Raw genomic sequence first — 1,746 nt, 5'->3', positions numbered from 1 at the left:
CTGAAGATGTTCCACAAGGACGACAACCCGGCCCCGGCCGCGGCCCCCGCGGTGGTGGACACGCCCGCGGCGGGTGGAAACCCCAGCGACACGCTGGTGATGCCGGGCGCGGGCAGCCCGAACGCGGCTCCGCTGGACTCGGCGGGCGCTCCGTCGGCCACGCCGGCGGCGGGCGCGCCGGGCGGGAACCCCAGCGACACCATGGTCCAGCCGGGCACCACGACCGACACGACCAAGCACTAGCAGCACGGTCGCCGTACAGCAGGCGAGGGGCGTTCCGCGAGGAGCGCCCCTCCCTGCATTCAGGACCTTCGCAGCCTTTCCACGCATCTCCCGAAACCTGAACGAGATCCGTGGAAACGCACGGTATCGTCTGCCCATCGGCCGGCTTCCTCCGCCGTTCCGCGCAGGCTTCGCGCCGGCGATGCCGCGGCGCAGGCCGACGCTCCGGCTGCGGGCGCGTCCGGAAGAGCGCGCGGCTGCGAGCACCGTGGACAGCGGATCGGTGTGGTTGCTCGGCTTGCGGCGCCGCGGGCGATTTGGAAAAAGGCGGCCCAGGCGCTATATTGCAGGTTGCATGGCGCGGGCCGCATGGCCCCGCCGCAGCACCCGCCCGCGGCGCGCGTTCCCGTATGGCGCGTGCCGCGGGCGAACTTTCACCATTCCCGGGGCGGTGCCCCGGAGGAGGGCTGCGGATGGCGAAGCAGGAAGGCATCGAGATGGAAGGTGTGGTCACGGAGGTGCTGCCCGACCGCAACTACCGCGTGAAGCTGGAGAACGGCCACATCGTGCTGGCGTACGCCGCCGGCAAGATGAGCAAGTTCAAGATCCGCGTGCTGGAGGGGGACCGCGTCACGCTGGCCCTCTCGCCGTACGACCTTTCGCGCGGCCGGATCACCTATCGGCACAAGTAGTAGCGAGGCCGGCCCCACGCGCCGCACGCGGGAGGCGGCGGCGCGACGCATCACCAACCGGAAGGCAGGCCCCATGTACGGCAACAGCTCCAACCGCATCAGCCCCGCGAGCGTGCACATCAGCCGCGACGACCATCCGGACTGGCTCACCGGTGCCGACCGCCTGCCCAGCGTGGGCGAAGAGGTCATCTGCACCGAAGGCTCGGGCGAGGTGGTGAAGGTGTTCGGCAAGACGGGCGACGGGAGCCGGCTGCTGGAGCTGCGCCTTCCCGATCCGCGGTCCAAGCCGTTCTTCGCCGCCGCCTCGAACGTGCTGGTCCGCCCCGGAATGTAGCGCGGCGGCAGCACCCTCCGCGGCCGCCCCGGCCGCGGTGTAACACCGGAAGGCGCTCCCCGCGCCACCCGCGCGCGCCGCGCTCCGTACGCGCCGCGCGGGAACGATCCGTGCAGGACGCCCCCCACGCAGCACCCCCGCCACCCGGTTCCCAACACCACAGGGTTACTCACATGGCTCGCACCAACGGAACGGTGAAGTGGTTCTCGCAGGAGAAGGGGTTCGGCTTCATCCAGCGTGACGACGGGCCGGACGTGTTCGTGCACCACAGCTCGCTGTCCGGCTCGGGCTTCAAGACGCTGGACCAGGGCGAGCGGGTGGAGTTCGACATCATCGAGGAACCCAAGGGCCTGAAGGCGCAGAACGTGGTGCGGTTGGATGCGCCCGCAGGCGGCGCGCCGGCGGGCGACGAGTACGGCGCCGGGCGCAGCGGGGGCGGGGCGGGCGGCGGCTGGAACCGTGGCGACGACTGGGGAAACCGCAGCAGCGGCGGCGGAG

3 protein-coding genes and 1 pseudogene are annotated in these 1,746 nt (G+C 71.6%); all 4 read left to right on the top strand.

Going from position 1 to position 1,746, the window contains the following annotated elements; translation table 11 throughout:
• On the top strand, window positions 1–243 hold a 243-nt coding region (locus VFE05_14495), incomplete at its 5' end, for a hypothetical protein (GenBank protein HET6231278.1).
• 452 nt (window positions 244–695) lie between these two features.
• Window positions 696–914 (top strand): translation initiation factor IF-1, encoded by a 219-nt coding sequence (gene infA, locus VFE05_14490; GenBank protein ID HET6231277.1) that lies wholly within the window; start codon window positions 696–698, stop codon window positions 912–914.
• Between the two features lie 73 nt (window positions 915–987).
• Complete coding sequence (locus tag VFE05_14485; GenBank protein ID HET6231276.1) at window positions 988–1,248, top strand: hypothetical protein; 261 nt, start codon at window positions 988–990, stop codon at window positions 1,246–1,248.
• A 173-nt stretch (window positions 1,249–1,421) separates the two neighbouring features.
• Window positions 1,422–1,625: pseudogene (locus VFE05_14480) on the top strand (cold shock domain-containing protein).
• Window positions 1,626–1,746: the final 121 nt, after the last annotated feature.

The organism is Longimicrobiaceae bacterium (assembly GCA_035696245.1).
GTDB lineage: Bacteria > Gemmatimonadota > Gemmatimonadetes > Longimicrobiales > Longimicrobiaceae > DASRQW01.
The sequence above is the reverse complement of the archived record's forward strand: the minus strand, read 5'-3'. Positions and strand labels throughout refer to the sequence as shown.